Origin of the sequence: Streptomyces sp. V4I8 (assembly GCF_041261225.1) — a bacterium.
In the GTDB taxonomy this organism is placed as follows: Bacteria; Actinomycetota; Actinomycetes; order Streptomycetales; family Streptomycetaceae; genus Streptomyces.
The window spans coordinates 7907531-7929197 of the sequence record NZ_JBGCCN010000001.1 but is presented as its reverse complement, the minus strand read 5'-3'; the positions used below and the strand labels follow the sequence as shown (position 1 = coordinate 7929197).

Here is a 21667-nt window from a genome sequence, read left to right as displayed (position 1 = left end):
CGAGTGAGCACCCGGCGGCGTAAGCCCATGCCAACGCACGCACGCGCGCGTGCGGCCGTATGCCGTACGGCGTCAGCCGTATGTCCGACGGCGTCAGGCGTCCAGCGCGAACACCGACCCCGTCCGCGAGCTCATCGCGCACCCGTTGGCGAAGGTCTCGCGGTACTCGACCGGCCGTCCGTTCCACTCCCCGCGCGCGTGGACGGTCACCGGCGCGTAGATCATCGGGCAGAAGGTGTCCACCGTGCGCAGTCGGCTGATGTCACCGCCCACCCTCTCGAGGTCCGCGCAGGCCTCGGCCGCCTTCCCGTGGCCCTGCGGCGGGTCGCACAGCAGCAGCGTGCCGTGCGGATCGCCGTGCCGGGCGTCGCCGCGGGTGACCGTCAGGTAGAGCCAGCTTCCCGGGGCCGGCTCGTGGACCGCCGCCCGCGCCGGAGTCGCGCCGAGGAGGAGCGTGGCGGCGGCCGCCAGCAGACCGCCTCGTACCGCTTTCGCCGTGAGTGATTGCGTCATTCCCGATGCATCGGCACGGCGGCCCCGGCATTCCACCCCGACTCACCCGAACGGGAGCACGCGCGCGCGTGCCGCCCGGCGAGTTCGAACGCGGCGAGCACGACCCGCGACTGGTACTCCACCTGGCGCGCGACCGGTATCCAGCGCGCCCCGCAGCCGTCGCGGTAGTCCTCGCACCACTCCTCGATGAGCCGGTCCAGCTCCGGCAGCGCCCCGGCCGGATCGCGTCCGACGCCCCTCACGAGCTGGTGCAGCAGCCCGGCGGTCCGTAGCGCCAGGCGCCGCCCGGCGATGCGCAGGGCGGCCAGGTGGGCGGTGCTGAGCGGGGGAAGCGGGTGGAGGCCGACGGGGTCCCTGACATCGGGGTCCCAGGTGTCGGCGAGCCCGGGGCAGACCAGTAAATAGTCGTCGACCGGGGCGAGCAGCCGGGCCGTTCCGGGTCCGGCGGGCAGGTGGAGCCGCAGGCGTTCCAGCAGCCCGTTCAGGACGCGGGTGTCGTGGCGCAACGTGTGGCTCACCCTGCGCAGGACCGTTTCCTCATCGGCGGGCGGAGCGCCGTCCTCCACGCCGGGCACACCCCACATGGGGGCCTCGACGACTGCCGTGACCGTGCCGTGCCGATACGGGTGGAACCACGTCGACTCGACGGCCGCCTCGGTGATGGCGGCTGCCAGGTCACCTCGGCGTGGCGTGGGGATCCGGTAGACGGCGGGTCCCAGTTCCGGCCAGTACAGGGTGTCGTAGGGGCCGAGCTCGCGCGGGATGCCGAGGCGGGCGGCGGCGTGCGCGACGCGCTGGGCGAGGCCGGGCAGGTCGTGGGTCAGCTCGACGAAGCCGCCGCCGACGTCGACGCCGTGCAGCGAGCACTGCAGAAAGGGCCGCAGTTCGTCCTGAAGTTCGAGCAGGGCGCGCGTCTCGGGGAGCGCGGCCCGGTCCGCGCCGTCCGGCAGCCATTCGGGCTGTTCCATGAAGCCGGGCCGGAAGAAATGCCGGAAGTAGCCGGAGAGGGCGTACGGGCCGTGCAGCCAGCCCTCGTTGCGGCGCAGGCCGTCGGGGTCGAGGCACAGCAGCAGGTTCCAGGTGGCGTCGGCGCCCTCGTGCAGACGGGGGTCGGCGAGCACCCGTTCGGCCAGCCGCAGCACGGTGGCGCCGCCGACCGGCTCGTTTGCGTGCGGACCGGCCACGACCAGGGCCTGACGGCTGCCGTGGCCGACGGACAACAGCCACAGGGGCGTGCCCGCGCGGGAGGTCCCGACGCGGCGCAGACGCGCGTCGCGGGGGCGGCGGGCGACGAGCGCGGCCGCCCGGGCGCCCAGCTCGTCGACGGTCGGGTAGCGGAGGAGTGGCGGCAGGGCACACCTCCACAATGTGGTGCCGTCGGTTCACCTGATGTGCATGGTGTACGCACAGTCAGTCACGAGTTGACGACCACGTCAACACCGCAGGGGGCAAAGGGACTTGAGTCAACACTTCAAATAAGGCCAGGGCCGGGGCCGGGTCCGGCTCAGTTCGCGGCCAGCCGGAACGACATCCGGCCGAAGCCGACCTGGTCGCCCTCGCGGACCACGACGGCGCCGATGACGCGCCGACCGTTCACCGTGGTGCCGTTGGTGGAGCCGAGATCCCGCAGGACCCATATGCCGCCCTGGTTGCTCAGTTCGGCGTGCGCCCGGGACACCGTCTCGTGGGTCAGCCGCAAACCGTTGAGGGGGTCGCGGCCGATGCGCAGCGGGTGTGCGGCCGAGGGGTGGGGCAGCAGCAGCTTGGGCAGCCGCTCGGCCTGCCATGCCCTGCGCAGCCGTACGGTGAAGCCGGAGACCGCCTCGACGGTGCCGAACACCAGGCGCGACAGTCGGCTCTCGGAGGGCAGGTCGGCGGTGAGGGCGGCGAGCTCGTCCGCGCGGCGGGCGGAGAGGGCGAGTTCCATGCGCCGCACGAACGTGTCGTGCGACAGCCGGCCCATGGCGACGCCGTCACGGAGCACCTTCAGCGCCTTGTCGCGCTCCACGTCGGAAAGCCGCGCGGGGTACGTGTTGAACTCGAATGACGACGTCACGTCGCTGATTGTCGGTCAGCGAACCCCCGGTGTCCAGAAAACGGGGAAACGGTCGGCACGCGCGCGTGATCGACGAGACCGGTCACGACACCTGCCGCAAAAGGGAAGTTTCAAAAGCGGATTGATCTCGTTTGAAGCACCATGGACGGGCTACGTCACGGTGAGCAGACGAAGGGGAACCGTCCGTGCAGTTCGAGGTGTGGGCACCGCAGGCCGACCGTGTGACGCTACATTGCGAGGGCGTCACGCGCGCGTTGGAGCGCGATCCCGATCGCGCGGGATGGTGGTGGGGTGAGGCGGAGGCGCGGGACGGGACGCGGTACGGCTTCGCGCTGGACGACGGGCCCGTGCTGCCCGATCCGCGCTCGCGCCGGCAGCCGGACGGCCCGGACGGGCTGAGCGCGGTCGTCGACCACGCGCGATTCGAGTGGCGCACCGAATGGGCGGGCCTGCCCCTGCCCGGTGCGGTGCTGTACGAGCTGCACGTGGGCACGTACACGCGCGAGGGCACGCTGGACGCGGCCGCCGAGCGGCTCGGGCATCTCGTCGAACTGGGTGTCACCCACGTCGAGTTGATGCCGCTGTGCCCCTTCCCCGGGCGGCACGGCTGGGGCTACGAGGGCGTGTCGCTGTGGGCCGTGCACGAGCCGTACGGTGGGCCCGAGGCGCTGAAACGCTTTGTCGACCGGGCGCACGAGCTGGGCCTGGGCGTGGTCCTGGACGTCGTGCACAACCACTTCGGCCCGTCCGGGAACTACTTGCCCGCCTTCGGTCCCTACCTCACGGACAAGCACCACACCCCCTGGGGCTCCGCCGTCAACCTGGACGCGCCCGGCTCGGACGAGGTGCGCGCGTATCTCATGGAGAGCTCGCTGGCCTGGCTGCGGGACTACCGGCTCGACGGGCTGCGCCTCGACGCCGTGCACGCCCTGAAGGACACGCGCGCGTGCCACTTCCTGGAGGAGCTCTCGACGGCCGTCGACGCCCTCTCCGCCGACCTGGACCGGCCGCTGTCCCTGATCGCCGAGTCGGACCTGAACGACCCTCGGATCATCACCGCGCGCGAGGAGGGCGGCCTCGGTCTGCACGCCCAGTGGAACGACGACTTCCACCACACCCTGCACACCGCGCTGACCGGCGAGTCCCAGGGCTACTACGCCGACTTCGCGCGCGCCCCCATGGCGAGCCTCGCCAAGACCCTCACCGGCGGCTACTTCCACGACGGCACGTACTCTAGCTTCCGGGGCCGGCACCACGGGCGCCCCCTGGACCGTACGCGCGTGGGGGCGCACCGCCTCCTCGGCTACAGCCAGACCCACGACCAGGTCGGCAACCGCGCCCAAGGCGACCGGCTCGCGGCCTCCCTCTCCCCCGGCCTGCTGGCCTGCGCGGCCACGCTGACGCTGACCGCGCCGTTCACGCCGATGCTGTTCATGGGCGAGGAGTGGGCCGCGGGCACGCCCTGGCAGTTCTTCACCGACCACACGGATCCGGAGCTCGCGGAGGCCGTACGACGCGGCAGACGGCGGGAGTTCGCGGCGCACGGCTGGGCCGAGGAGGACGTGCCCGACCCGCAGGACCCGGCGACCCGGGACCGCTCCTGCCTCGACTGGGCCGAGCTCGACGGCGAGCCCCACGCGCGCGTGCTGGACTGGTACCGCCGTCTCATCGCCCTGCGCCACGAGCAGCCCGACCTCACCGACCCGGATCTCGCGGACACCAAGGTGGCGTACGACGAGCGGGGGCGCTGGCTCGCCTTCCGCCGTGGCGACGTCCGCGTGGCCGTCAACCTCGCCAAGGAACCGGCGGCCATCCCCCTGGGACCGCGCCGGGCCACCGTGCTGGCCGCGTGGGAGCCGGTGGAGGCACCGGGCGCGGACGGGGTGCTCCATGTGCCCGGGGAGTCGGGCGTGGTGCTGTCGCAGGGGTGAGCGGGGCGGCGGGGAACCACTGCTGTCCGGGGCTTGTCCGCCGTACTACAGCTCCTCTTCCCCGTCGTCCTCCCTGAGTTCTGTCACCCGCTCCAGGAGGATCGCCTCCCAGGCGTGCCGAAGCTGCTTCCTCAGCAGCGGCGGGGGCGTGTCGCCCTTGCCGTCGAGGCGGTCCGCGAGGCGGACGATCGCGTCGCAGCGGGCGAGCCAGAGGCCGCGCAGACAGGGGCGGGCGCCGTAGCCGGCGAGGGTGGCTGCGCGGACGGCGGCCGGGGAGCCGACGGCGAGGGCGAGTCCGGCGATGTCCTCGGCGGGGTCACCCAGGACGGTGTCGGCCCAGCCGAGGACGCCGCGGACCCGGCCGTCGACGCTGACCACGAGGTGGTCGCCGGTGAGGGCGTGGTGGACGAGGACGGCGGTGCCGGGCTGGGCGGCCAGCTGGACGGCGGCCGGCTGGGCGAGCTGGCGCAGCCGGGCGGCGTCGAACTCGTCGGCGTCGGCGAGGCGCGCGGCGGGACGTTCGGCGGCGCGGCGCAGGGCCTCCAGGGAGCGTGGTGCGGCGCGCGGCACGCCGAGCGTCTCGGCCTGCCGTGCCGGGACCTCGCGCAGTCCCGTGAGCAGTCCGGCGAGGTCGGCCTCGCCGACGGCGGACACGTCGTGCTCCCCGCCCGCCCCGCCGGGCACCTTGGTGTCCAGGGTGTAGGTCAGCCCGGGCGCCCACTCCCCGTGGGCGAGGCTCGTCGGCACCGTGACCGGGACATGCGGGCGGACCAGGTCGCGCAGCCGCAGTTCGCGGCGCTGCCGTACGGCCGCCTCGCGGTCGGGGGCGAGGCGCAGCACATGGCGGGTGCCGACCCACCAGGTGGCGGGTTCGGCGCCCGGGGCGGCCGGGCGGACCTCGGGTCCGGCCGAGTCGTCCACGCCGTCCTTGAGCAGGGAACGGACCAGTCGGCGGACGGTGTCCGCGGTGGGTGTCGGTGCCTGGGTCATGGTCGCGCCGTTGTCGCTCGGGGGTCTGCGGGGGCTCCTTGCTCCGGGGGCGGTCACCGGGTCAGTCCACTATGACCATCTCGCGGGTCGTGTCGTTGAGGCGCCGGCCGCCGTCCTCGGTGACCGTCACGATGTCCTCGATGCGCACTCCGAAGCGGCCGGGCAGATAGACGCCGGGCTCCACGGAGAAGCACATGCCGGGCACCAGGGGCTGTTCCTCGCCCTCGATCATGTAAGGCGGCTCGTGCGTGGTGACGCCGATGCCGTGCCCGGTGCGGTGGATGAAGTACTCGCCGTACCCGGCGTCCGCGATGACCGCGCGGGCGGCCCGGTCGACCTCCTGGCAGGCGACGCCGGGCCGTACGGCGCGAAAGCCGGCCTCCTGGGCCTCGCGCACCAGGTCGTGGACCCGGCGCTCCTCGTCGGTGGGTTCGCCGACGTGGACCGTACGGGAGGTGTCGGAGCCGTAGCCGTCCTTCAGGCCGCCGAAGTCGAGGACGACCATGTCGCCGCGTTCGATGACGCGGTCGCCCACCTCGTGGTGCGGGTTGGCGCCGTTGGGGCCGGAGGCGACGATGGTGAAGTCGACCTGGGAGTGGCCGAAGCGGCGCAGCAGGCCGGCGAGGTCGGCGGCGACGTCGGACTCGTGGCGGCCGCCGAAGGGAACCTTCCGGATCTCCTCGAACGTTGCGTCAGCGGCCGCACCCGCGGCCGCCAACAGCTCCAGCTCCGCCGCGTCCTTGACGGCCCGCAGCATCGGCAGGGCGTCGGTGAGGGAGGCGTACGCGGTGGCGGGCAGTGCCCGCTGCAAGGCCAGCAGGTGCATCGCCCAGGCGTTGTCGCTGATGCCGAACCGGCCGCTCGTGTCGAGCAGGGCGGCGGTGGCGGCATAAGGGTCCTTGCCGTCGGTCCAGTCGCGCAGGGTCAGGCCGGGCGCGCCGGCGGCCTTGGCGGCGTCCGGGGCCTCCAGCGCGGGGACGACGAGGACCGGGTCCCGGCCGGGGACGAGGACCAGCAGGGTGAGCCGCTCGGTCTCCGCGGGGGGCGCGTAGCCGGTGAGCCACACCAGGTCGGGGCCGGGTGCCACCAGCAGCCCGGCCAGGCCGGCGTCGGCGGCCGTCCGCGCGGCACGTTCCATACGGGCCCGGTAGTCGTCGGTGGTGAAGGGCGCGGGTGCGGTGCCGGTCATCCGGGCCTCCCTGGGCGCGTGAAAGGACTACGGGCAGCATCCTGCCCGGCCGGAGGGGGCGGCGCGAGCCGGTTGACCGTGCTTTTGTGCGGTGGGCCGGGCATGGCGTCAGCTGTCCAGGGCCATGCGGACGCCGAGGAGCACCAGCACGCCTCCGGAGACCTGCTCAAGGCGCCGGCGCACGCCCGCGCGGGACAGCACGGTCCTCATCCGGCCCACGAACCACACGTACAGGCCGTAGTAGCCGACCTCGTAGACCGCCCAGAGCGCCGCGAGGCCGACCATGGCCGGCAGGTGCGGGGCGCCTTCCGGCACGAACTGCGGCAGGAAGGACAGCGCGAAGACGGCCGCCTTGGGGTTGGCGAGGTTGAGCAGCAGCCCGCCCCGGTAGGAGGCCCAGCCGGTCTTCCGCGTGCCCTCCCAGACGGTTTCCTCCGCAGCCTTCGCGCGGCGCGCCTGGCGCAGCGTCTGGACGCCGAAGCCGACGAGGACGACCGCGCCGACGATCCGCATCACGTCGTAGGCCACCTCGGAGGCCGTCAGCAGCGCGGTCAGGCCGAACGCGGCGACCACGCCCCAGATGAAGACGCCGGTCTCGTTGCCCAGCACGGTCAGGAAGCCGGATCGCCTGCTGTGCAGGGACTGCTTGATGATCAGAACGGTGCTGGGTCCCGGCGAGGCGGCGACGAGGGTGCAGGCTCCCAGGAAGGCGATGAGGGTGGTCGGCATGGGGTCATCGTGGCCCTGTCGGCGGATCGTGACCAGTGGTTTTCGCCTGCTCCCTCAAGGGATGCGCGGCGGTCAGGTGACGATGCCCGGGATCGCCGTCAGCTGCTGGTAGCCGCCGCCGCGGTGGCGCACCGTCAGGGTGACCTCGGCGCCCGGGCGGGCCCCGGCCACGGCGCGCGCCAGATCGGCCGCCGAGTCGATGCGGGTCCTGCCGAACGCGAGAATCACGTCGCGCCTGACCAGGCCGGCCGAGTACCCCGGCCCGGGGACGTGGACGCCGACGACCAGGGCGCCCGGCTTGCCGGCGTCCACGGCCTCCACGCCGAGGGTGGCGACGGCGGCGGGAGCCGGCGAGGGGGTGGGAGCCGGGGCCGTCGATCCGGGGTGTGCCGACTCGGCCGGGCTCGCGGGGGCGCCCTGGCCTGTCTGACGCTGCAGCTCGGCGACCTTGCTCATGCCGATCACCGTGGCCCCCAGCGTGCCGAGTCCGACTCCGGACAGGACCAGGACCAGCCCGACCAGCAGGGCGCACAGCAGGGTCGCGAGCCGTCGGCCGCACCGGCGGGGCGCGGCGTGCGGGCGCCGTGCGCCGGCGCCGGGCCCGGCATCGTCGCCGGGGCTCTGACCTGGCATGGGCTTGGGTCGCAGCGCAGTCTGTTCCATCGGATCGCCTCCGGCTGGTGACTACCCTGCGCACCGGCGCACAACGAGCCACGATCGAGTGAGACTGAGCGGTGGTCGAAGCGGTCAGGAACGGGTGGTCGAGCACGGGAAGCCATCCGCGTGAGAGCGGCAACCGGCCCGTTGTCAGGCCCTTTCGAGCAACGCCTCCGTGACGGCCGCCGCTCCCCCGGGCGCACCGGCGGCCGCGCACACCAGTTCCGTCCGGTGGACGACACGCGGTTCCGTGACCGGTACGGCGACCGTGTGGGGCACCCCGAGGGCCGCCGAGCGCGGGAGCAGGGTCAGGCCGTGGCCCGCCGCGGCCAGGGCGGTGAGGGCGCGGACGTCGGTGCCTTCGTAGCGCAGGGCGGGGCGGAAGCCGTGGCCGCCGTTCGCGCCGCGGAGGTGGGCGAGCGGCAGGCCCGCGTCGGGGGCGTCGAGCCAGCGGGCGTCGGCGAGGTCGCCGAGGCGCACTCCGGTGCGCCGGGCGAGCGGGTGGGTGTCGGGGAGGAGGACGCAGACCGGTTCCTCCCCCACGCCGTACGTGGTCAGCGGCGCCACGTCGGGCAGTCGCAGCGGGTCGCTGGGGGCGGCGAGGCCGTCCACGAGACCGAGGTCCGCCGTGCCGGTGGCGACGGCCGCGGGCACCTCGTCGCGGGGCAGCACGCGCAGCGTCACGCCGGAGACGGGAAGGGCGGCCAGGACGCGAGGTCCGAGCGCGGTCGACGCCGTCGCCAGCGTCAGTGCGTGGCCGGGCGCGGCCGCCATCCGTACGACGTCCGCGCGGGCCGCCTCCAGCCGGAGCAGCAGCGGGCCCGCGTGTTCGAGGAGCCGCTCGCCGGCCGCCGTGGGCGCGACGGGGCGACGGGTGAGAAGCGGTGCGCCGAGGTCCTGTTCGAGCGCGGCGATGTGCTGGGACACCGCCGACTGGGTGTAGCCCAGTTCGCGGGCGGCCTCGGAGAACGAGGCGAGGCGGGCGACGGTGACGTACGTACGCAGCAGGTGGGGGTCCATGCGGGACAGGATTCCGTATGGCATCAGCGTTGCTTATCGGAGGTCCAGTAATCATCGTTGGACGTGAAGTCCGGGCCGCGCCCAGGATGAGGCCATGACGAACACCGCTGCTCGGACGACCAGGACGGCGAAGCTCGCCCTGGTCGGGGATCGCTCCCCCAATGTCGCCTCACACACGCGCGTACCGCTCCTGCTGCCCGCCCTCGCCGAACGCGACCGGCTCGTCCTCGACGCCTACTGGATCCCGTCGCAGGACGCGGCGGCCGACGGCGCGGTGCGCGGCTTCGACGCCGTGTGGGTGCTGCCTGGCAGCCCGTACCGCAGCGAGGCGGGTGTGCTGTCCGCGATCCGCACCGCGCGCGAGGAGGGCATCCCGTTTCTCGGTACGTGCGGCGGCTTCCAGCACGCGCTCCTGGAGTACGCCCGTGATGTGTGCGGACTGACCCGGGTCGCCCACGCCGAGAACGACCCCGACGCCGACGACTTCCTGATCGAACCCCTCGCCTGCTCGCTGGTCGGTCACGAGGCGGTGGTCCGGATCGAGCCGGGCACGCTCGCCCAGTCGGTGATCGGCTCGGAGCGGACCGTCGAACGGTACTTCTGCGCGTACGGCCCCTCCCGCCACCTCGACACCCTGCGGGCGCACGGACTGCGCTTCTGCGGGCACGACGAGGACGGTCACGTCCGGATCGCCGAACTGCCCGGCCATCCCTTCTTCCTGGCCACGCTCTTCCAGCCGGAACTCTCCGGCGACGGCTCGCGCCCGCACCCCGTCGTCCGGGCACTGGCACGAGCCGCGGTCGAGCACGCGGCCGGGAAGGTCCCCACGCGCGCGTGACGCCCGGCGCGGGAGATCAGCCGAGTACGGGCACGGCCGGGGCGCGGTCCGGTAGGAAGCCGTGTGCGCGGCGGGCCAGGTAGTCGGCCTTGTAGCGGTCGACCTCCCGGTGCCAGTTCAGGATGCCGGCCATCCAGTTCTGGAGGTCGACCACATAGTTCCGCATGATCTCCCGGGCCTCCTCCGAGAGCCCGAAGTCGTCGTACACGATGGGCAGTTCGTGTGCGGCCACATGCTCGAACTGCTGCATGCGCTGGGTCATCAGGTCGTGCACGACGGCGAGCGCGGTCGGGTAGTCGATGCCGAAGAAGTTCTGCACGACGAGGATCGCGTTGTGGATCTCGCCCTCGTACTCGATCTCCTTCTGGTACGAGAAGACGTCGTTGAGGAGGCAGGCGTAGTCGATGGCGGCGTTCTCCAGCGAGCGGACGGGCCCGCTGCGGTACACCTCCGGCGGTACGGCGGGGCCGTGGCCCATCCGGCACAGGCTGAGGGTGAGGTCGGAGCCGAAGGTGGCGCGACGCATCTCCAGATAGTCGACCGGGTCGGGGACGCGGTTCTGGAGCTGGTTGGACAGCTCCCACACCCAGCTCTCGGTCATGACGTTCACCGCGTCCTTGAGGTAGCGCCGCTGGTCGGGAGTCATGGCCGCCGTCGTACGCGCCCACAGGTCGACCAGGCCGCGCTCCATGGCGTTGAGCGGGAGGGCCGCTTGCTCGCCGTCGACGGGCATGCACGCCGACAGGCGCTGGGTGGTGAGCCGCGCGGCGGCGAGGTCTCGGCGCCGGCCGAAGACGAGGGGGTAGTAGTCGTCACCGTAGGTGCCCCAGGCGAGCCACTGCGAGCTGAGGTCGAGGGCCTCGGGCGTGGCGTCCGGGTCCAGGCCGGCCGCGCACAGCGGAAGGTCGAAGGCGGCGAGCTTGTCCTCGTCCCAGACACCCTCCTCGAGGATGCCCATCCGGTGCGACCACTCGGTCAGGCGGTGGCGGGCGCCGTCGAGATGCGGGCTGAGTTCCAGCCGGAACGGCATGTAGAAGTCGGGGAGCCGGGACGGGCCGACCTTCTCGTACGGCATGTGCGTGTAGGCACGCAGGCGTTCGGCGCCGGCCGCGGCGAGCAGCGCGCCGACGTCGGCGGCGGAGGTACCGGGGCCGGTCGGGGCCCGCCAGGGCGCGGTGGGCTCGGCGCGCTGGTTCATGTACCTGCTGGAGCGCATGTGCCATTCGTGGCCGCCGGACTGCCAGTCCTGCAGCCCCTGGGTGTACGCGGCGACCGCGGCGACCTCCTGCGGGGTGAGCCCCTTCTCCAGCGCCACGGCCGGGACCTCGGTGAAGGCGGTGTGCTCGAACTGGTGGAGCCGGGAGGTGAGGACGTCGTTGACGGTGTCGGCGGCCTCCTGGGTGGTGCAGCCGAAGAAGGTCTCCAGGACCAGGACACCGTTGCTGAGTTCGCCCTCGTCCTCGACCTCGCGCTGGTAGGAGAACAGGTCGTTGCGCAGGTGCACGGCGTCCGAGAAGGTCTCCATCAGGACCCTCAGCGGCCTCGACTCGGCCACGGACGCGGGTACTTCGGACGTCGCGTACTCCACCAGGCCCGACGACCAGGGGGCGCCGCCCACCTTGCGGCGCATCTCGATGTACTCGACCGGGTTGGCGACCCGGCCCTCGTTGATGTTGGACAGCTCCCAGAGGGACTCGTTCAAGAGGTGCTCGGTGGCTACGGAGAAGCGGCGGCGCCAGTCGGCGGACATCTTGGGCACCGTGCGCGTCCACAGGTCGGCGAGGCCCGCCTCGACCGGGTTCTGCGGCTCGGGCATCGGGGTCGACAGGTCCATCGGCATGAACAGCGGCAGCCGGTCCAGGTAGGCCTTGCCGCCGACGCGGTCCTGAGTGCGCTTGAAGATCTCCAGGAAGTGGTCGTCGAAGAAGAAGACCCACACGTACCAGTCGGTGATGAGGGAGAGGGCGGGGCCGTCGCATTCGGGGTGGGTGTAGGCGCAGAGCAGTCCGTAGTCATGCGCGTCCAGGTCGGCCTGCTCCCAGACCCCGGACCCCTCCAGCATGCCCATCTCGCGCGCCCACTGGACCGAGTGGGCGCGCGCCTCGTCGAGGTGCGGGTTCAGCCGCGCGGGATACGGCATGTAGAAGTGCGGGAGTTCGAAGGGCTGCTGCGTCATGGCCGGGGCCCTACCCCTGGGGCTCAAGTGGCATCCGCGGCGCGGCACATGATCACACCATCGCGTGAATCACGGATGAATCCGGGAGTTCTCGACGGGCCTTGTGGCGTTCATCTCTACGCGCGCAGACTTCTTCCACCTCAAGTGTCCCCCTCCCTTTCCGGAGTCGCGATGAACCCCACCGGACCACTCTCACGCCGCACGGCGCTCGCCTCCCTCGCCGGGGCGGCGCTGGCCACCACCGCGGCGTTCCCGGCCTCGGCGGCCGAGCGGCACGGCCGCCGGTCCGTACGGTTCGCCACCTTCAACGCCTCCCTGAACCGCTCCAACCAGGGCGCCCTGGTCACCGACCTGTCCACACCGGACAACGCCCAGGCGCGCAACGTGGCCGAGACCATCCAGCGGGTCGACCCGGACGTGCTGCTGATCAACGAGTTCGACCACGACGAGCAGGGCAGGGCGGTCCGTCTGTTCCTGCGCAACTACCTGGCCATCGGTCACAACGGCGCGAAGCCGGTCGACTTCCCGTACCACTTCACCGGACCCGTGAACACGGGCGTCGCCTCCGGTGTGGACCTCGACGGGAAGAATGGCGCGGTCACGACGCCCGGTTCGGACGCGTACGGCCAGGACGCGTACGGCTACGGCTGGTTCCCCGGGCAGTACGGCATGGTCGTGCTGTCGAAGTTTCCGATCGACACGCGCGCGGTGCGCACCTTCCAGCGCTTCCTGTGGAAGGACATGCCGAGCCACGTCATGCCCCCGGGCTACTACAGCGACGAGGCCCGCGCGATCCTCAGGCTGTCGTCGAAGAGCCACTGGGACGTGCCGGTGTGCATCGGGCACTCCACCGTGCACTTCCTGGTCTCGCACCCGACGCCGCCCACCTTCGACGGCCCGGAGGACCGCAACGGCCGCCGCAACCACGACGAGATCCGCTTGTGGGCCGACTACATCGGCGGGCGCCGCCGCAGCTCCTACCTCTACGACGACAAGGGCCGGCGCGGCGGGCTGCGGCCCGGGGCACGGTTCGTGATCGCGGGCGACAACAACGCCGATCCCTACGACGGTGACAGCTACGCCCACGCCATACGGCAACTGCTCGAACACCCGACGGTGAACCTCCCGGCCATCCCGCCGGCCAGCGCGGGCGGCGTTGAGGCCGCGAAGGTCCAGGGCGGTGCCAACGCCTCGCACATCGGCGACCCGGCGTACGACACGTCCGACTTCGGCGACACTGCTCCGGGGAACCTGCGCGTCGACTACGTCCTGCCGTCCAAGGGACTGATACCGGGCGGGAACGGCGTCTTCTGGCCGACGTCCGACGATCCGCTGTACCGGCTGGTCGGGAACGGGACGACGGTGCCGACGTCGGATCACCGGCTGGTGTGGCAGGACGTGCGCGTGGGCTGAGCGACGAAGCTGGGGGCCTGCGGCCCCCGGCCCTCTGTCGGTCTTCACCGATATGGGCCACCTTGGTCGCATGACCTCCTTCTCGCTCCCGCATGAGCTGCACGGCGAAGGTGCCCACAAGGTGTTCGCCGTGCACGGCTGGTTCGCCGATCGGTCCGCCTACGCGGGCGTCCTCCCCGACCTCGACCGTACGGAGTTCACCTACGCGCTCGTCGATCTGCGCGGCTACGGCGCCGCCAAGGACGCCGTCGGCGCGTACACAACAGCCGAGGCGGCCGTCGACCTGGTGGAACTGGCCGACCGGCTCGGCTGGGAGCGCTTCTCGGTGGTGGGGCACTCGATGGGCGGCGCGGTCGGACAGCGCCTCCTCGCCGTCGCCCCGCACCGGCTGCGCCGGCTGGCCGGGGTCTCGCCCGTGCCCGCGTCGGGGCTCGCGCTGCCGCCGGAGCAGTGGGAGATGTTCGCCGACGCGGCGCACAGGCCGGAGAACCGGCGCGCCATCATCGACATCACCACCGGTGGCCGCCGACCGGCCGCCTGGCTCGACCGTATGGTCGCCCGTTCGCTCGCCGTCAGCGATCAGAAGGCGTTCCGCGCTTGGCTGGACTCCTGGGCCGGGGAGGACTTCCACACGCGGGTCGAGGGCTCCTCGGTCCCCGCGCTCGCCGTGGCCGGCGCGCTCGACCCCGCCCTGTCCGCCGACCTGCTCCGGCAGACGTGGATGACCTGGTATCCCCGCGCCGAGCTGCACGAACTCACGGCCGCGGGCCACTACGCCATGGACGAGACCCCGCTGGAACTGATCCGCGTGGTCGAGGACTTCCTGCGCGCGGACGGCACGGACCACGCGGGCCAGGCGGACGGCACGGACCGCGTGAACGACGGCGAGCGGTCGTGACCGTCCACGACGCGCCGCCCGCCCCCGACGTCTTCGACCCCCGGCAGTACGCCGGGGGCGTCCCCTACGACGCCTATCGCGTCCTGCGCGACCACCACCCCGTGGTGTGGCAGGCGGAGTCCGAGGTGCTGGGCTGGCCGGCCGGGCCCGGGTTCTGGGTGGTGACCCGGCATGCGGACGTGGTGCGGGTGCTCAAGGACTCGGCGACGTACTCCTCGTACATCGGCGCGACCCAGATCCGGGACCCCGACCCGGACGACCTGCCGTTCATCCGCCGCATGATGCTCAATCAGGATCCGCCGGGGCACGGCCGGCTGCGACGACTCGTGAGCCGGGCCTTCACTCCCGGACGCGTCGAACGGTTCACCAGGGTCACGGAGCAGCGGGCCCGTACGCTCCTCGCGCGCGCCCTGGAGACGGCCCGCGGGGCGGACGCCACCGTCGATCTCGTCACCGCCGTGACCGACGACTACGCCCTGCTCAACCTCGCCGACCTGCTCGGCGTGCCGGAGGCCGACCGCGGGCTGCTGCTGCACTGGACGCAGCGGGTGATCGGCTACCAGGATCCCGACGAGGCGGGTCCCCCGGTGCTGGACGCCCACGGCAGGCCGGTCGATCCGAGGTCACCCACGATGCTGCGGGACATGTTCGGATACGCGCGCCAACTTGCCGCGCACAAACGGCGGTTCCCTGAGGACGACGTGATGACCACGCTCGCCCACGACGCCGGGCTCGCGGGGCTCGAACTGGAGATGTTCTTCTTCCTGCTCACGGTCGCGGGCAACGACACCGTCCGCAGCGCGGCACCCGGCGGGCTGCTGGCACTGGCGGAGCACCCGGAGTCGTACGAGCGACTACGGGCAGGACAGGTGGAACTCCGCACTGCCGTCGACGAGTTGCTGCGCTGGCATCCGCCGGTCCTCACCTTCCGCCGTACCGCCGTACAGGACACGGAGCTGGCCGGCCGGCGCATCCGCGCGGGCGACAAGGTGGTCGTCTTCCACGCCTCCGCCAACCGCGACGAACGGAGCTTCACCGACCCGGACCGGCTGGATCCGTCCCGCGCCCCGAACCCGCATGTCTCCTTCGGTGACGGCCCGCACGTCTGCCTGGGCGCGCACTTCGCGCGGCTCCAGTTTCGGGTGCTCTACCGGGAGACCCTGCGGGTCCTGCCGGAACTGCGGACGGCGGGACCCCCGAAGCGGCTGGTGTCGAACTTCATCAACGGCCTCAAGTCACTGCCGGTGCAGATCACTTGAGCGGGACGTACGGCCGGGACGCCGTCGTCACCTGCGCACCTGGATCAGCGCATGCGTCCCGCCCGTCCGCCACCGCTGCCCCTCCGCCGCCACCAGCGCCGCCTCCGTACGGGCGTCCAGGCCGGTGATCACGTCGGACTTCAGGGTGCGCAGGGCGGCGACGGGGCCCGGGAAGTAGGCGGTGACGTCGGCGAACGGCGTGGTCGGCGGCCAGCGGCGGTCGCCGACCAGGCGCCGGTAGTTGAGGTCGCCCTTGAGGATGGTGAGCGTGGCGGCGGCGAGCTCCTCGCGGAGGTCGCCGGACATCTCCGCGTACGGCAGCGGGGCGCAGGAGAAGGGGTGGGCGCGGACGGTGAGGCGGCCGTTCGTCATCGCCGACCAGAGGACCTGCCCGTAGGTGGCGGCCGCGCCCGGTGCCGCGGTCAGCCGGCGCAGGGCGTCGAGTACGTCGGTGTGCGTGGCGTCGGAGACGTAGTACGGGTACGGCTTGACGTGGAGGACGGCCCGTGCGATGCGCCCCTGGGTGAGGAGGCGGGCGATGAGGAGCAGGTCGGGGACGAGTTCACGGCCCGCGTTGTCGGCGATCAGACAGAGGGTGGCCGTGCCGGTGGCCGGAAGCAGCGACCACAGGGTCTCGCTGTCGTCGGCCACCAGCGGCGGGGTGTCCGACGAGGTCTCGTCCTGCGCGCCCGACAGCCGGAATCCCAGGTCCGCCCGGTTGCCCCAGAGGGAGCCGTGCAGCAGGGCCCGGTCCTGCTCGTCGGCGGGCCGGTCGGCGAGGGCGCCGAGTGCGGACAGTTCCTCGTCCGTCTCCGGAGCGTCGAGTTCCGCCGCCTTGGAGGGGCGGAAGGGGTCGATGCCCTGCCACGGCCCGGGGCTGAAGTAGCCGACGGCTTCGAGGAGTTGGCGGTAGAAGTAGCTCTCCGACCACAGCCACGGTACGTCGAACCAGGAGCGGCCGGTGCGCGCGTCGGCGGCCCAGGCCGTCCAGCGGTCGCGGTCGGGTGCGTCGGCGGGGAGCGGTTCGATCACGCCCTTGGTGCAGTTCGCGAGGAGCTCGTCCAGCGCGCGGTGCTGCTCGGGGCCGTACGGGAAGGACTCCCGCACCTGCCGGATGATGGCGGGGTGCCGTTCGGCGAGGACGCTGTGAGGGAACGAGCCGGGTTCGTTCCCGAGGAGGACGGGCGCGGGCGGGGTGTCGGACCTCTCGGGCATGCGCCTCACGGTACCGCGCGTGTCACACGGCTCATACGGCTCTGATCTCCCGCTCCAGCTGTGTCGCGAGCGTGAGGTAGCGGGCCCGGCGCGGTACCGGCACCAGGCCGCGGATCATGATGTGCCACATCTCGGCCACCCGCCGGGGCTGGCGTGCGACGGGTTCGAGGGAGCGGCCGACGACGCGGGTGCCGACGAAGAAGCAGACGAGGGAGTGCGCCGCGGCCTCGGCGTCGATGTCCGGGTGTATGTCGGACTCCTTGGCGGCGCCGAGGAGTTTGCGCGTGGTGATGTCCAGCAGCTCGGTGTAGGGGTGCCGCAGCGGGGGCCGTATCACCACTCCCCCGGTGGCCAGGCGCAGGCCGGCCCGGGGAATCGGGCCCTCGACGGACAGGCGGGCTATGCCGAACGTCGTTCGTATCAGGGCCTCCAGCGAGGTGTAGCCCCGGCCGTCCATCTCGGTGGCCACCTGGCGGGAGGCCCGGGACTGGAGTTCCATGATGGCCTGGGCGAGGTCTTCCTTCGCCGCGAAGTGGAAGTACAGGGCTCCCTTGGTGACTTGGGCCTGTTCGACGATGTCGCTGAGACTGGTCGATTCATAGCCGTGACGGTCGAACAGTTCGGCGGCGGCTGTGAGGATCGTGGTGCGGGTCTGCTCAGCGCGTAACTGCCTCGCCATCAGCTGGACACTCCTGACGGAAAAGAACGGGTCGTGCCGTTTGTTTCTTGCTCCCCACACGATAGCTCAGCACTCTCGCGTACCCACCCCGCACTCGAAGACCGTCGACTCCCCCTGCCGTCCCACCACTTGCACATCGGTGCCGTTCGCAGCCGACCGGCTCTCGGCCTCGATCCAAAGGGGCAGGTCAAGTTCGCCGTACTGATGGAAGACGGCATGGAACGAAGTCGGTGTGCGGTGCGCGGTCCCGGTCCGGGCCCGGGCGGCCTGGCGGGCGGCCTCCAGAAGGAGCATGCCGGGAACATGATCGAGCGGGTGGTCGAAGAAAACAGCATGCCCGGTATCGACACGCAGCTGCCAGCCGTCGGGGTGCCCGGCCGGGGCGAGGACGACGTCCGCGGGCAGGGCGCGGTCCACCGTGGCGGGCGGCAGACCGGGCGGGACCGGCAGCGCGGACACCGTGGCCGCGGTACGGCCGCCGCGCAGTCGGCGGTAGACGGCCGCGCTGGTCCAGGTGGCGGCCAGGTGCACGGTCGCGACCCGCTCCTCGCCCAGCCGTATCTCCGCGTCGTAGCGGAATCCGGCGGGGCGGCCGCCGCGCCGGGTGACGTCGGTGACCGTGATGTGGAGGACGGGTTGGGCGGGGGCGGCGCCTATGACCAGGTGCTCGGGACGCGTGGTGATCCGCAGTTCCCTGAGTACGAACTGGTGGCCCAGGGGGACCTCGTAGGCGGTGTGCGCGAGGAGTGCGCCGGCCTGGCGGACGGTTTCCGCGACGAGGAGCGGTTCGTAGGCCGAGCGGTCCGGCGACACGTGTAACTGATGAGCGCGCGGCCACTCGGCGAAGACCGTGAACCGGTCTGTGTCGATGCTGGTCGCGCCCGTGAGAAACGTTTCCGCGACCGAAGCGCGGTGGACGAGCTGGCGGGGTACGGTGGCGGTCATGCCCTCCGGTACCGCCGGGCTCTCGGCGAGCAGGGTCGTGGCGTGTGGCCGCGGATGAGGCATGTCCCCTCCTTGGGTCCCCCCGTATGTGCGCTGACAGACGGCGAGGTGCCCGTGCCGCGAGCGTTAGAGTACGAGGCGACCGGTTTGTTTTCAATGCGGCCTTGGGTCGCCCGGCAGTGCCCCGACCGCTCCGGCGCACGCCCGGCGCAGAGGCCAACTCGGCGCAGCGGAGGGGCTGTTATGGCGAGGCAGGAGCGCGCCATCCGAACGCGGAGGGTCATTCTCGAGGCCGCCGGAGCGGTCTTCGACGAGCACGGGTACACCGCGACGACCATCTCGATGGTCCTGGAGCGGGCCGAAGTGACAAAGGGCGCCCTGTATTTCCACTTCCCTTCCAAGGAATCCCTCGCCCAGGCCGTGCTGGACGAGCAGATGCCGTTCGGCGCGGTGCCACCGCAGTCGTGCAAGCTGCAGGAAGTGGTCGACATGACCTTCGCGTTCGGGCAGCGGCTGCTCGGCAACTCCCTGCTCAAGGGCAGCGTACGGCTGGCGGTGGACCAGTGCGCTCCGTCCGGCGTCGACCATTCCGGCCCGTTCCGGCAGTGGGCGGACGTTCTGGTCGGGTTGCTCGAACGGGCGCGTGAACAGGGCGAGTTGCTGCCCACCGTGGTGCCGCGGCAGACGGTGGAGATGCTGGTCGGGGCGTTCGCGGGAATCCAGTTGATGTCCCGCGCGCTGACCGACCGGGACGACCTGGCGGAACGGGTCTCGGTCCTGTGGGGTCACATCCTGCCGAGCATCGCGGTCCCGGGCCTGCTGCCCTGTATCGACCGGGAGCCCGACCGCGGGCTCCGTGTGCTGGCCGCCCTCGACAAGGCCGACACCGAGCGGGCCGTCGTGGACACGCCCGGCCGCTGAGCGTACGCGGAGCGTACGGAGCCGACCGGAGCGACGGTTTCCGCCCCGGCCGTTGGTGGTCGCAACCTATGGCGGGCCACCGGCCGTTGGTGGTCGCGACGTACGGCGGGCCGGCCGATGCCCCATCCGCACCGGCCGACCCGCCCGTTTGTGTACGCGCCCTTTCGAGGGCACGCGTTCGGTTGTCGCTACCAGATCGACTAGAAGGTCAGCTTCCAGCTGTTGAGCGTGCCCGTGTCCTGGGCAGCGGTGTCCTGGACGCGCAGCTTCCAGGTGCCGTTGGCGGTCTCACTGGAGGCGTTCACCGTGTAGGTGGTGCTGATGTTGTCCGCGGAGTCCGAGGAGCTGGACTTCAGGCGGTATGCCGAACCGTCCGGCGCCACCAGGTCGATGACCAGGTCACCGCGGTAGGTGTGGGTGATGTCCACGCCGACCTGGAGGGTCGACGGGGCGTTGCCGCTGCGGCCGCTGACCGCGATGGAGGACTCGATCGCGGAGGCGTTGTCCGGGATGGCGACGGCGGAGGTGCTGGTGAAGGTGGTGCCCCCCGTGGAGCCGCCGGAGCTGCCGCTCACCGCCTTCACCGTCTTGGCCGCGTCCGCCAGGCCCGAGCCGCAGCCACCGGAGCAGGTGCCGGGCAGCGTACGGGCGTTGGACTTGATCGCCGACTCGATCTGCGCCGGGGTCAGTGACGCGTTGGCCGACTTCATCAGCGCGGCCAGGCCCGCGATGTGCGGGGCGGCCATGCTGGTGCCCTGGTAGTACTCGTAGCTCTCGGTGGACGGTCCCTGGGAGCCGGAGTTCAGCGTGGACAGGATGCCGTTCGCGGTGACGGAGTTGGTCTCGCCGCCGGGCGCCGCGATGTCGACGACCGATCCGAAGTTGGAGTAGTAGGAGCGGTTCCCCTGGCGGTCGGCGGCCGCCACGCTGATGACGTTGTTGCAGCTGGCCGGCGAGTAGTTGGCGGCGTTCGCGTTGCTGTTGCCCGCCGCGACGACGACCGTCGTGCCACGGTTCACGGCCGCGTTGATGGCGCTCTGGGTGGCGGTCGTGCAGGCGCCGCCCCCGCCGAGGCTCATGTTGATGACCTTGGCGACGTTGGTGTTGGCCGGGACACCGGAGACCGAGCCGCCGGACGCCCAGGTGATGGCGTCGATGATGTCGGAGTCGTAGCCGCCGCACTGGCCGAGGACCCGCAGCGGCGAGACCTTCGCGCCGTACGCGATGCCCGCGACACCCTTGCCGTTGTTGGTGACCGCGGCGATGGTGCCCGCGACGTGGGTGCCGTGCCAGGAGGAGGTGGTGGCCGTCCAGTCGCTGGCGCACTGGCCGTCGGTGGTCCAGTCGCCCGTGTCGGCCGGGTTGCTGTCACGGCCGTTGCCGTCGTTGGAGACCGCGGTGTCGGAGATGAAGTCGTAGCCGCCGACGATGTTGGCGCCGAGGTCGGAGTGGGTGACGTAACCGGTGTCGATGACGGCGACGGTCACCCCGCTGCCGGTGGCGACGTCCCAGGCACCCGGCACGTTCATGCCGGCGGTGGCCTCGGACAGGTCCCACTGCTTGCCGTATTCGGTGTCGTTGGGCGTGGCCAGCGGCTTGTTCAGCCGGTCCGGTACGACATAGGCGACCTGCGGGTCGGCCTGGTACTCGGCGACGACGTCGGCGACATCGCGCTTGGTGAGCTTCTCGCCCAGGTCGACGAGGGCGGCGCCGGAGCCGAGGCGGCGCTGGAAGTCGAGGTCCTCGCCGGCCTCCTTGCCCTTGGCGGCGGCGTCGGCCTCGGCGGCCTTGTTCGACTTGGCCTCGGCGGCGCCGGACTTGTAGCCGACGATGAGGCGCGAGGCCGGGGTGCCGGGAGCGGCCTCGGTCCGGTCCGCCGGGACGGGGGCGGCGGCTTCCCGGGTGGGGGAATCCTGGGCCACGGCGACCGAGGTGGTGGCAGCCGTGAAGAGCGCGGCGGAGACCGCGGCGACTGATATCAGCTTCCGTCTGAGGGAGTCAGAGGTACGCAAGGGTGTGCCCTTTCGTGGCCGGCCGTTCTCCGGGCAGCGCGGAGCGGCGGTCGATTCGCTTCATCCTCGAAGCGGCGGGGGGTACGCCGAGAAGGCGGATGGGGGCAGTGCAACGAACGCAGGTGGGGCGGTGCGAAGTGCGGGGCGCGGCAGCCGGCCTGGCGCGAGCTACGACCCGTTCGGGGTTACCTGTGGGTCGGCTGTGGTCGAACGATAGGCAAAGAGA

Annotated in this window: 19 protein-coding genes; 6 read left to right on the top strand and 13 right to left on the bottom strand. The window is 72.0% G+C overall.

From position 1 onward, the window contains the following. Positions 1 to 93: 93 nt before the first annotated feature. The 3 genes from ABIE67_RS36010 to ABIE67_RS36000 form a co-directional block, all read right to left on the bottom strand. Positions 94 to 513 (bottom strand): SSI family serine proteinase inhibitor, encoded by a 420-nt coding sequence (locus ABIE67_RS36010; protein ID WP_370265725.1) that lies wholly within the window; start codon positions 511 to 513, stop codon positions 94 to 96. Continuing rightward, on the bottom strand, positions 510 to 1880 hold the full coding sequence (locus tag ABIE67_RS36005) for a M14 family zinc carboxypeptidase (protein ID WP_370265724.1): 1371 nt from the start codon (positions 1878 to 1880) through the stop codon (positions 510 to 512). Before ABIE67_RS36005 ends, ABIE67_RS36010 begins: the two co-directional genes overlap by 4 nt. Before the next feature lie 137 nt (positions 1881 to 2017). Continuing rightward, positions 2018 to 2569 (bottom strand): FHA domain-containing protein, encoded by a 552-nt coding sequence (locus ABIE67_RS36000; RefSeq protein WP_370265723.1) that lies wholly within the window; start codon positions 2567 to 2569, stop codon positions 2018 to 2020. Positions 2570 to 2754: 185 nt separating this feature from the next. On the opposite strand from ABIE67_RS36000, the gene treZ reads away from it, so the two are divergent. Further along, positions 2755 to 4500, top strand: a complete 1746-nt coding sequence (treZ, locus tag ABIE67_RS35995; RefSeq protein WP_370265722.1) for a malto-oligosyltrehalose trehalohydrolase — start codon at positions 2755 to 2757, stop codon at positions 4498 to 4500. A 45-nt stretch (positions 4501 to 4545) separates the two neighbouring features. Here treZ and ABIE67_RS35990 read toward each other — a convergent pair whose 3' ends face one another. The 5 genes from ABIE67_RS35990 to ABIE67_RS35970 all read right to left on the bottom strand — a co-directional run bounded on the left by ABIE67_RS35990 (position 4546) and on the right by ABIE67_RS35970 (position 9085). Beyond that, positions 4546 to 5490 carry an aminoglycoside phosphotransferase family protein gene (locus ABIE67_RS35990; RefSeq protein ID WP_370265721.1) on the bottom strand — a complete coding sequence of 315 codons (945 nt, stop codon included), beginning with the start codon at positions 5488 to 5490 and terminating at the stop codon, positions 4546 to 4548. A gap of 61 nt (positions 5491 to 5551) precedes the next feature. Further along, complete coding sequence (locus tag ABIE67_RS35985) at positions 5552 to 6679, bottom strand: aminopeptidase P family protein (protein ID WP_370265720.1); 1128 nt, start codon at positions 6677 to 6679, stop codon at positions 5552 to 5554. 108 nt (positions 6680 to 6787) lie between these two features. Further along, positions 6788 to 7408, bottom strand: coding sequence for a LysE family translocator (locus ABIE67_RS35980; protein WP_370265719.1), 621 nt, complete (start codon positions 7406 to 7408; stop codon positions 6788 to 6790). A gap of 72 nt (positions 7409 to 7480) precedes the next feature. Continuing rightward, on the bottom strand, positions 7481 to 8071 hold the full coding sequence (locus ABIE67_RS35975) for a PDZ domain-containing protein (protein ID WP_370265718.1): 591 nt from the start codon (positions 8069 to 8071) through the stop codon (positions 7481 to 7483). Between the two features lie 144 nt (positions 8072 to 8215). Further along, positions 8216 to 9085, bottom strand: a complete 870-nt coding sequence (locus ABIE67_RS35970; RefSeq protein WP_370269287.1) for a LysR family transcriptional regulator — start codon at positions 9083 to 9085, stop codon at positions 8216 to 8218. Between the two features lie 94 nt (positions 9086 to 9179). On the opposite strand from ABIE67_RS35970, the gene ABIE67_RS35965 reads away from it, so the two are divergent. Then, positions 9180 to 9923: a hypothetical protein gene (locus tag ABIE67_RS35965; protein WP_370265717.1), complete on the top strand. Its 744-nt coding sequence runs from the start codon at positions 9180 to 9182 to the stop codon at positions 9921 to 9923. Positions 9924 to 9939: 16 nt separating this feature from the next. On the opposite strand, the gene cyc2 is transcribed toward ABIE67_RS35965, so the two are convergent. Further along, positions 9940 to 12099 carry a germacradienol/geosmin synthase Cyc2 gene (cyc2, locus tag ABIE67_RS35960; protein ID WP_370265716.1) on the bottom strand — a complete coding sequence of 720 codons (2160 nt, stop codon included), beginning with the start codon at positions 12097 to 12099 and terminating at the stop codon, positions 9940 to 9942. Positions 12100 to 12270: 171 nt separating this feature from the next. Between cyc2 and ABIE67_RS35955 the strand changes: the two genes are divergently transcribed. The 3 genes from ABIE67_RS35955 (at position 12271) to ABIE67_RS35945 (ending at position 15669) form a co-directional block, all read left to right on the top strand. Continuing rightward, positions 12271 to 13512, top strand: a complete 1242-nt coding sequence (locus ABIE67_RS35955; RefSeq protein WP_370265715.1) for an endonuclease/exonuclease/phosphatase family protein — start codon at positions 12271 to 12273, stop codon at positions 13510 to 13512. 70 nt (positions 13513 to 13582) lie between these two features. Then, positions 13583 to 14410: an alpha/beta fold hydrolase gene (locus ABIE67_RS35950; protein WP_370265713.1), complete on the top strand. Its 828-nt coding sequence runs from the start codon at positions 13583 to 13585 to the stop codon at positions 14408 to 14410. Further along, positions 14407 to 15669, top strand: a complete 1263-nt coding sequence (locus ABIE67_RS35945; protein WP_370265712.1) for a cytochrome P450 — start codon at positions 14407 to 14409, stop codon at positions 15667 to 15669. Before ABIE67_RS35950 ends, ABIE67_RS35945 begins: the two co-directional genes overlap by 4 nt. 27 nt (positions 15670 to 15696) lie before the next feature. Here ABIE67_RS35945 and ABIE67_RS35940 read toward each other — a convergent pair whose 3' ends face one another. From ABIE67_RS35940 to ABIE67_RS35930, 3 genes are all read right to left on the bottom strand, one after another. Further along, positions 15697 to 16884: a damage-control phosphatase ARMT1 family protein gene (locus ABIE67_RS35940; RefSeq protein ID WP_370265711.1), complete on the bottom strand. Its 1188-nt coding sequence runs from the start codon at positions 16882 to 16884 to the stop codon at positions 15697 to 15699. A 31-nt stretch (positions 16885 to 16915) separates the two neighbouring features. After that, complete coding sequence (locus tag ABIE67_RS35935) at positions 16916 to 17563, bottom strand: ScbR family autoregulator-binding transcription factor (protein ID WP_048586506.1); 648 nt, start codon at positions 17561 to 17563, stop codon at positions 16916 to 16918. A 66-nt stretch (positions 17564 to 17629) separates the two neighbouring features. Further along, complete coding sequence (locus tag ABIE67_RS35930; RefSeq protein WP_370265710.1) at positions 17630 to 18571, bottom strand: ScbA/BarX family gamma-butyrolactone biosynthesis protein; 942 nt, start codon at positions 18569 to 18571, stop codon at positions 17630 to 17632. A gap of 180 nt (positions 18572 to 18751) precedes the next feature. Here ABIE67_RS35930 and ABIE67_RS35925 point away from each other — a divergent pair, with 180 nt between their 5' ends. Next, positions 18752 to 19429, top strand: a complete 678-nt coding sequence (locus ABIE67_RS35925; RefSeq protein WP_370265709.1) for a ScbR family autoregulator-binding transcription factor — start codon at positions 18752 to 18754, stop codon at positions 19427 to 19429. Positions 19430 to 19629: 200 nt separating this feature from the next. Here the strand turns inward: ABIE67_RS35925 and ABIE67_RS35920 are convergent, their stop codons facing one another. Then, the gene (locus ABIE67_RS35920) at positions 19630 to 21441 is read right to left on the bottom strand and encodes a S8 family serine peptidase (protein ID WP_370265708.1); all 1812 of its coding nucleotides are present in this window, start codon (positions 21439 to 21441) and stop codon (positions 19630 to 19632) included. Between the last annotated feature and the right edge of the window lie 226 nt (positions 21442 to 21667).